General features: G+C 70.0%; 5 protein-coding genes. 4 read left to right on the top strand and 1 reads right to left on the bottom strand.

Annotated elements, in window-relative coordinates; all coding sequences use genetic code 11:
* A partial coding sequence (locus A3IG_RS0116445) for an RNA-guided endonuclease InsQ/TnpB family protein (RefSeq protein WP_018384674.1) occupies window positions 1-1,015 on the top strand: 1,015 nt, incomplete at its 5' end.
* Between the two features lie 121 nt (window positions 1,016-1,136).
* Here A3IG_RS0116445 and A3IG_RS0116440 read toward each other — a convergent pair.
* A complete protein-coding gene (locus A3IG_RS0116440; RefSeq protein WP_040911670.1) occupies window positions 1,137-4,346 on the bottom strand; it encodes a glycosyl hydrolase family 95 catalytic domain-containing protein in 3,210 nt (1,069 codons plus the stop codon).
* A 724-nt stretch (window positions 4,347-5,070) separates the two neighbouring features.
* Here A3IG_RS0116440 and A3IG_RS0116435 point away from each other — a divergent pair.
* From A3IG_RS0116435 to A3IG_RS0116425, 3 genes are all read left to right on the top strand, one after another.
* On the top strand, window positions 5,071-6,114 hold the full coding sequence (locus A3IG_RS0116435) for a substrate-binding domain-containing protein (protein WP_018384672.1): 1,044 nt from the start codon (window positions 5,071-5,073) through the stop codon (window positions 6,112-6,114).
* Window positions 6,115-6,197: 83 nt separating this feature from the next.
* Complete coding sequence (locus A3IG_RS0116430) at window positions 6,198-7,778, top strand: sugar ABC transporter ATP-binding protein (protein WP_018384671.1); 1,581 nt, start codon at window positions 6,198-6,200, stop codon at window positions 7,776-7,778.
* The gene (locus A3IG_RS0116425; protein ID WP_018384670.1) at window positions 7,775-8,809 is read left to right on the top strand and encodes an ABC transporter permease; all 1,035 of its coding nucleotides are present in this window, start codon (window positions 7,775-7,777) and stop codon (window positions 8,807-8,809) included. Before A3IG_RS0116430 ends, A3IG_RS0116425 begins: the two co-directional genes overlap by 4 nt.
* Window positions 8,810-8,855: the final 46 nt, after the last annotated feature.

The raw sequence follows: 8,855 nt of genomic DNA, 5'->3' as shown, positions 1-8,855 counted from the left end.
GAAGACCGAGGAACTCGCCTTCCTGGCAGAGGTGTCCTGCGTCCCGCTCCAGCAGGCACTGCGCCACCTTCAGACGGCGTTCACGAACTTCTTCGCCAAGCGCGCCAAGTACCCCCGGTACAAGAGCCGGAAGAAGTCCCGCGCGTCGGCCGAGTACACCCGCTCCGCGTTCAAGTGGCGCGANGGGAAGCTGACGCTCGCGAAGATGGCCGACCCGCTGGACATCCGCTGGTCGCGTCCCCTTCCGAAGGGTGCGGCACCGACGACGGTGACCGTGTCCCGCNACAGCGCCGGGCGCTGGTACGTGTCCCTGNTGTGCGATGACCGCATCACCCCGGCCCCGGCCACCACGAACGCGGTCGGTATCGACGCGGGCATCACCTCCCTGGTGACCCTGTCGACCGGTGAGAAGGTCGCCAACCCNAAGCACGAGCGCCGCGACCGCGCCCGGCTCGCCAAGGCGCAGCGGGAGCTGTCGCGGAAGGCGAAGGGCTCGGCCAACCGGGAGAAGGCCCGACGCCGCGTCGCCAAGGTGCACGCGCGGATCTTTGACCGCAGGCGTGACCACCTGCACAAGCTGTCGACTCGACTCGTCCGTGAGAACCAAACGGTCGTGATCGAGGACCTCACCGTCCGCAACCTGCTGAAGAACGGCAAGCTGGCGCGCGCCATCTCGGATGCGGCCTGGACGGAGCTGCGGTCGATGCTGGAGTACAAGTGCTCCTGGTACGGGCGTGAACTCGTCGTGATCGACCGCTTCTTCCCCAGCTCCAAGCTGTGCGGGACCTGCGGCACGGTCGCGGCGAAGATGCCGCTGAACGTCCGGGAGTGGACGTGTGACTGCGGCATGGTGCATGACCGTGATGTGAACGCGGCACGCAACATCCTGGCCGCCGGGCTGGCGGCGTCTGCCTGTGGAGACGGTGTAAGACCTCAACGGGAGTCCTCCCGGACGGGGCGGTCGTCGGTGAAGCAGGAACCCCAGCGGGCGACCGCTGGAATCCCCCGCCTCTAGGCGGGGGAGGAAGTCAAGAGTGTGTCCTTCTTGGGACGAGCCCGGGGAGCTTCGAGTTGGGGCACGGGCCTGTGGCCGCAGGAGCGCGACCACAGGCCCGGCGCGGGGTACGTGCCGCGGGTCAGCGCTCGGTGCGCCGCTTCGCCGGCTTGACCCGCACGTCCCTGCCGTTGACGCGGACGATGACGGTGCCCTGGTTGCGCGCCCGGTCGGCGACGACGGTGAAGTCCGTGACCCGCCCCCCGCGCCAGGTGCAACCGACCTCGTAGCCGCCGCGGGCTCGCAGACCCGTGAACGAGCCGTCGGCCCAGTCCTCCGGCAGCGCCGGCAGGAGGTGGATGACCTTCTCGTGACTCTGCAGGAGCATCTCGGCGATCGCACCGGTGATACCGAAGTTGCCGTCCATCTGGAACGGCGGGTGGTTGCAGAAGAGGTTCGTCAGCGTGTTGTAGCGCAGGAGCCCCCGGACCATGTACCGCGCCCGCTCGGCGTCACCGAGGCGCGCGAACAGCGCGGCCCGCCAGGGCCAGGTCCAGGACCTGCGGCTGTCACCGGTGACGGAGGACTCGCTGAACGGGACCCCGTCCTTCTCGCCGCACCGCGCCTTCAGCGACACCAGAGCCGCCGCCGCGAACGCGGGCGAGGTGTCGGGCGTGATCTGGCGGCCGGGGAACACCGCGAACAGGTGGGAGGTGTGGCGGTGGACGTCGTTCGGGTCGTCGCGGTCGGTCTGCCACTCCTGGAGCTGACCCCACTTGCCGATCTTGTTGGGCGCGAGCCGCGCCTGCATGTCGGCGACGGTGGCCCGGTACTCGGCGTCGACGTCGAGTACCGTCGCGCTGTCGAGGTAGTTCTGGAAGAGGTCCCAGACGATCTGCTGGTCGTACATCACGCCGTCTTCGCGCGGGCCGTGCTCGGGGGACCACCCGTCGGGGGACACGAGTTGGCCGGCCGCGTCCTCGACGAGCCGGTCCTCCCAGAACTGGCAGATCTCCTTGATCATCGGGTAGGCGACGGTGCGCAGGTAGGTGAGGTCCTGGGTGAAGGCGAAGTGTTCGTACAGGTGCTGCGCGTACCAGGCGCTGGCGACGGTGTTCCACTCCCAGGAGTTGCCGCCGAAGATGCTCTGGCTCGTGCGTGCCGTCCAGCCCCGGGTGGTGGCGCCGAAGGCGTTGCGGGTGGCGACGCGGCTGGGGACGGCCACCTGCCGCACGAACTCGACGAGTGCCTCGTGGCTCTCGCTGAGGTTGGTGGTCTCCGCGCCCCAGTAGTTCATCTGGACGTTGATGTTCGTGTGGTAGTCCGACGCCCACGGGGGCTGGTTGCTGTCGTTCCAGAGCCCCTGGAGGTTGGCGGGCAGCCCGCCCGGCCTGGACGAGCTGTGGAGCAGGTAGCGGCCGAGGACGAACATGCCCTGCTCGAGCCCGGGGTCGGGAGCGCCGGCGCGGTAACGGGCGAGCCGGGCGTTGGTCGGGAGCGCGGTGACCGCGTCGTCGCTGCTCCCCCAGTCCACGGAGACGCGCTGGGTCACTGCGCGGGTCTCGGTGACGTGCGCCGAGCGCAGCGCCTCGTAGGACTGCCCGGCCGCGGTGTCGAGGGCCGCGGTGATGGCGGGTTGGGGGTCCGGTCCGCGCCACTTCGCGGCGGCGTCGAGCTTGTAGTTGGTGCGCGCGTCGAGGAGCAGGGTCACGTGCGTCGCCGATCGGAGCCGGAGTCCGGAACCCGTGGCGGTCACGGTGCCGTCGGTGTCGCTCACCCGGAGCACGGCGGCGTGCTTCAGACCGTTGCCCATGGTGCCGCTGAACGCGACGGTTCCCGCTGTCGCGTTGGCCGAGGCGGGCGCACCCTGCGCGGAGGTGAGGGTGATGTCGCAGTCGAGCGCGCCGGCGTGCTCCGCCTCGTAGCGCAGCACGAGCAGGTCGGCGGCTCGGCTGGCGAACGCCTCCCGCCGGACCTGCTGCCCGGGGGCGCCGAACGACGTGGTGTGAACCCCGGACTCAGGGTCGAGTGCCCGGCGGTATTCGATCACCGGGCCCAGCGTCGCCGTGTCGAACCCGGTGCCGGTGAGGCGGATCCCGGCGACGCGCACGACCGACGATCCGGATTTGGGGCGCAGCGTCAGCCGGTAGCTGGTGTACGCCCCGGGCGCGTTGACGGTGAACTGCCGGCGCTCACCGCGCTCCAGCGCGGGCTGGACGTCGCGTTCGTCGAGCAGCGTCCACGCCTGGCCGTCGGTGGAGCCCTCGAGGGCCCACGAACCCGGGTCCTCCTCGGCGGTGTCCGGCGCGGCCGTCACGCTGTAGCCGGTGACCGTCGCGGCCGACGGCAGGTCGCCCTGCCACACCGCTCCCGCGGTCACGCCGGCCGCCCGCCACACGGTGGAGTCGTCCCCGTCCACGCTCCGGGAGACGTCCTGCCCCTGATCGGCGCCGTCGGCATGGCCGGACGGCGAGGAGACGTAGAACAAGCGCCGCCCGTTGAGGTCCACCCCGGCGAGCGCGATCTCGGCCACCTGGAAGTGGCTCACCCCCGGGCGGGGCGTGAAGACGAAGCGGTAGAAGCCGAAGGCAGTGCTGTTGGAGCAGGTGAACTCCTTGGTCTGGAACCGGTTCTCGAAGGGTGCGGACAGCGACCGGGTGTCGAGCGTGGTCCACGCCGACCCGTCCGTCGAGCCCTGGAAGGCCCACACCTGGGGGTCCCGGTCAGGCACGTCGTTGGCGCTCGTGAACCGGTAGGTGGACACCGCGACGGGCGCGGACACGGCCACCTGCCAGATCACCTCATCCGGAGGGCCCGCGATGCACCACTTCGTCCTGGAGTCGCCGTCGATGGTCTTGTCCGGCCCCTCGCTCGGGGAGGTGCTGTAGGGGCCACCGGGAGCGGTGACCTCGGACCGCGCGCCGAAGGCGAGCACGACGTCACCGAAGGCCCGGTAGGAACCGAAGCCGGTCATGCTCGTGTCGAACGCCGAGTCGGGCTGGCCGGCCAGCGCGTTGTCGTAGTCGTTGACCCCTCCCCACAGGCTCTGCTCGTTGAACTGGACGCGCTCGCGGTCGGGCTGGCCGAACAGCATGGCGCCGAGACGGCCGTTGCCGACCGGCAGTGCCTCGGACTGCCAGTCCCGGGCCGGGAGTCGGTACCACAGCGAGTGGCGGGCGAGCGAGCGCGGACGCACCGACGCCACGGCTGGTCCGAACGTGGTCGGTGCCGCCGCCGCCGACGCAGGAGCGGCTGACGCCGGCGCCGAGGCGAGGCTCGCCAGGAAGGGGGTCAGGGCCAGTGCGCCACCGAGATTGAGGACTTGGCGCCGGTTGGGTTGGCTCGGGGCCATCGACGAACTCCTAGGCATCAGTGATCGGGTCTCTTCATCGGGGCAATCAGGATGAAGTAGACGCATCTCCTGTTCGAATGCAATGTGACGGGAGCTTGGCAGCAAAAAGATGGGATGTCTACACTCCGCGTGCGGGTTTGTTTGATGTGAGCCGCGAGGGGTGCGTCCCTCGGCGCCACTGGGGCCCGCCCGCTGGGTGGTCCCGCCCCGGGGATGGGTGGGGCCGTGGGTCGGCCCGTCCCCGCGGCCGGGGACGACGGGGTCGGCGACTTCCCCTCCGGCCGGCCAGTCCCTGCTGACACGCCGGGTCATCACCCACCGGACGCGGACACCGAAGTCGGGCCCTGGGTGCTCCGGGCCCTCGCCGGAGCGGTTCCACTGTGGCGCTGATCGGTTCGCGCGGTCCGCCGTGTTGGCGTCTGATGCACCGTCGGAGTGTCATCTGTGCGCGTATGAGGCGGTATCGAACTCGGTGTCGCAGCGATCTCTTTGTCCTCACGCTTGACGCCGGCGCACGCCTGCGGTGTCATGATGTTCTATCCCGTTGAAACTTGACGACTTCTGATTGCTTTTTTCACGTCACCCCGGCGCTCCAAACCCTCACACCGGCTTCTGGCGGACGCTCGCCGCGCGTTCGCCCGCCACCCCGGGCGCCCCAGCAGCTTCGCCATGTCGCCTTACAGAGCCCGCACCGCCCTCGGTGCGGCACCAAGGAGCAACCCCTATGTCCCGCACGTACGGCAGTCACGTTGCCGCCGCAGCCCTCGTCCTGACCATGGGGCTGGCCGCCACCGCATGTTCCAGCGGCAAGGAGTCAGCCGACGACGACGGCCCCGCCGCTCCGGTCACCGGCAAGATCTCCCTCACGTACCTCCAGAAGCAGGGGGACCAGGAGTACTTCGTCGGTGAGGCTGAGGGCGCGAAGGAGAAGGCGGCCGAGTTGGGCGTCGACCTCAAGGTGGTCAACCTCGGTAACGACGCGAACAAGACCGTCAGCGAGGTGCAGTCCGCGATCGCGCAGAAGACGAACGGCATCATCATCGTCGTCCCCGATCCCGCCGTGGGCCCGCAGGTCGTCAGGACGGCCAAGGACGCCAAGGTGCCGCTGCTGACCTCCGACGACCAGATCTGCGCCACGGGTCCCGATCCGTCCGCCTGCGACAAGGCCGACCTGATCCCGCGGATCGGCTTCAGCGGGTCGCAGATGGGCGGTGAGGTCGGCAAGCGAGCCGCTGAGGAGTTCAAGAAGGCGGGCTGGCGTGCGGCGGACACCCGGGTCATCTCCGCCTGGAAGCAGGACGTCACGGTCTGCGGCGACCGCGTCAAGGCCGCCAAGGAGGCGTTCGACGCGGCAGTCCCGGGGGTGGAGAAGACGGACGTCGCCACGGACAACACGCCCACCGGCGCCCAGGACAAGATCGCCGCGACGATCACCGCGAACCCGAAGGTCAAGCACTGGGTGATCTGGGGGTGCAACGACGAGAACGTCCAGGGCGGCGTGACCGCGATGAAGAACGCCGGGGTGGGCGCCGACGACGTCATCGGCGTCGGACTCGGTGCCTACCTCGCCTGCAAGGACTGGAGCGGTGGCAAGCCCTCGGGCATGAAGGCGGCGCTGTTCATCAACGGCAGGGACGTCGGCGCCCTCGCGGTGCAGACCATGTACGACAAGCTCAAGAACGGCAAGGAGTTCCCCAGCGAGTCCTTCGCGCCCACCACCATGGTGGACGCCGGCACCTGGAAGTCCGCGGGCGTCACCTGCAACTGACTCCCGACGTTCCGCCGAAGGCACGTCCCGGCCTCCACCGACCGGGACGTTCCCACCTGCCCACGCCCCCGAGGTGAACCACCATGTGCCCAGCACCCAGCCCCACCCCCGAGCCCGACCCACCAGCCACCGGCCAGAACGTGACCAGCGGGGCCGCGGTACACGACCTGACGAAACGTTTCGGACCGGTGCAGGCCCTCGGCGGCGTCACGCTCGACTTCCCAGGCGGTCAGGTGACCGCCCTGATGGGCGAGAACGGCGCGGGCAAGTCCACCCTGCTCAAGATCCTCACCGGTGACCACCAGCCGACCGGGGGCCGGATCACGCTCGAGGGCCAACCGCTCACCCTGGAGTCACCGGCACGGGCACGGGCCGCCGGCATCCGCATCATCCCGCAGGAACCCGAGATCATCCCGTACGTCTCGGTCGCCGAGAACGTCTACGCCGGCGCCCTGCCCACGAGCGCGGGCCGCCGCCTGGACCGGACGGAACTGCGCCGCCGCGTCACCGCGGACCTCGACCGGCTGGGCTTCACCGGAGTCCTCGACCCCGACCTGCTCGGCTCCCAGCTCACCCCCGCCCAGAGGCAACTGGTCGAGATCATGCGGGCGGTCACCGGCGAGGCCAAGGTGGTCGCCTTCGACGAGCCCACGTCCTCCCTGTCGGAACACGAGGTGGACGCGCTGTTCCGCCTGATACGCCGTCTGCGCGACCAGGGGACCGCCGTCATCTACGTCTCCCACCGGATGCAGGAGATCTTCCAACTCGCGGACCGGATCGCCGTGCTGCGAGACGGGAACCTCGTCGGGGTCCAGGACGCCCGGTCAACCAGCGTTGACGAACTCGTGCGCCTGATGGTCGGCCGCGACCTCTCGACGATGTTCACCCGCCGGCGCGCCGACCGCGGTCGCCTGGTCCTCGACGTCAAGGACCTCACGACCGAGGACGTCCGGAACGTCAACCTGCAGATGCACGCCGGCGAGGTCGTCGGCCTGGCCGGACTCGTCGGTGCCGGACGCTCCGAACTGGCCCTCGCCCTCGCCGGGGACCGCCCAGTCCTCAGCGGCACCGTCACTCTGGACGGGCAGCGCCTGCGCCACGGCAGGCCCGGCGAGGTCATCCGGGCGGGCCTCGGTCTGGCACCGGAGGAGCGCAAGGCCCAGGCGCTCTTCCTGCACCGCTCGATCCGGGACAACTCCTCCCTCGTCGTCCTGGAACGGCTCCGCCGCCTCCGGTTCGTCAGCCGGGCGGCCGAGCGGAAACTCGTCCAGCAGTACGCCGACCGCCTGCGGGTGCGGGCGCCGTCGATCGAGCACGAGGTGCGCAAGCTGTCCGGCGGCAACCAGCAGAAGGTGGTCCTCGCCCGCTGGCTGGCCCGCAAACCCAAGGTCCTCATCCTGGACGAACCCACCCGGGGCATCGACGTCGGCGCGAAGGCGGAGATCTACCAGATCATCGCCGACCTCGCCGAGGAGGGCGTCGCCCTGCTGGTGATCTCCTCCGAGCTCCCGGAACTCCTCGGCCTCGCCGACCGCGTCGTCGTCATGCAGAACGGTCGGGTCACCGGAGAACTGGGCCACGAGGACGCCACCGAGGAAGCGGTCCTCTCCCTTGCCATGGCCGACGACATCGCCGGCGTGACTCCCGCTGGAGCAAGCTCATGACCACCATCACCCCACAGGCAACCAAGGACGCCCCGCCCGGACAGGGCGCCGTCGGCGGTTCCCGCACGCTCCTGTCGTTCGTCGGCGGGCAGAACCTCAGCCTCATCGGCGCCCTCGCCGTCGTGCTCGCGCTGTTCGGCATCCTGAACGAGAACTACCTCAGCGTGTCGAACATGCAGGTGATCGCCGAGGCCGCGACCATCACCGGTCTGCTCGCCGTGGTCCAGACCGTGGTCATCATCTGTGGCGGTCTCGACATCTCGGTCGGTTCCCAGGTGGGCGTGGCGTCCGTGGTCAGCGCCATGGTCTTCACCAGCACGGGGGACAACGCCCTCCTCGGTGTGGCCGTCGCCGTCGGCGTCGGTGTCCTCGTGGGGGTCCTCAACGGGCTGGTCATCGTCTACGGCCGGGTCAACCCCACCATCGCCACCCTCGCGGGCCTCGCCGCCTACAAGGGACTCGCCCAGCTCCTCTCGGACGGACGCGCCCAGGGCTACGTCCTCAACGACGACATCTTCGTCTTCCTCGGACGCGGCAAGGTCGCCGGCATCCCGGCCATGGTCTGGATCCTCATCGCCGTCGCCGTCGCCGTGCACCTGCTCCTGACCCGCACGGACATCGGGCGCAACATCTACGCCATCGGGGGCAACGACACCGCGGCCCGGCTCGCCGGCATCAACATCAACAAGTACCTCGTCGCCGTCTACGCCCTCATCGGTGTCGTCGCCGCCATCGCCGGAATCCTGCTCACCGCCCGCACCGGCTCCGGCCAGCCCACCTCCGGCAGCGAGGGCCTCGAACTCAAGGCCATCACCGCGGCCGCCCTCGGTGGTTGCGCGCTCAGGGGCGGCAAGGGCGGCATCGGGGGGACCCTGCTCGCCGTCGCCCTGCTCGGCTGCCTGGAGAACGGTCTCACCGTCGAGGGCATCAACTCCTTCTGGCAGAACGTCGCCCAGGGCGCACTGCTCGTCATCGCCGTCGTCATCCAGCAGCGGCGCAGTGGAGAACGGGCAGTCGGCCTCCCGACGTAGCGGAGCCGGACCCGCGGCACCGCCCGGGTCCGGCCGCGGGACCCCG

This window comes from Wenjunlia vitaminophila DSM 41686 (genome assembly GCF_000380165.1).
Taxonomy (GTDB): Bacteria; Actinomycetota; Actinomycetes; order Streptomycetales; family Streptomycetaceae; genus Wenjunlia; species Wenjunlia vitaminophila.
Note: the sequence above shows the minus strand (reverse complement) of the source record. Positions and strands in the feature narration are given on the sequence as shown.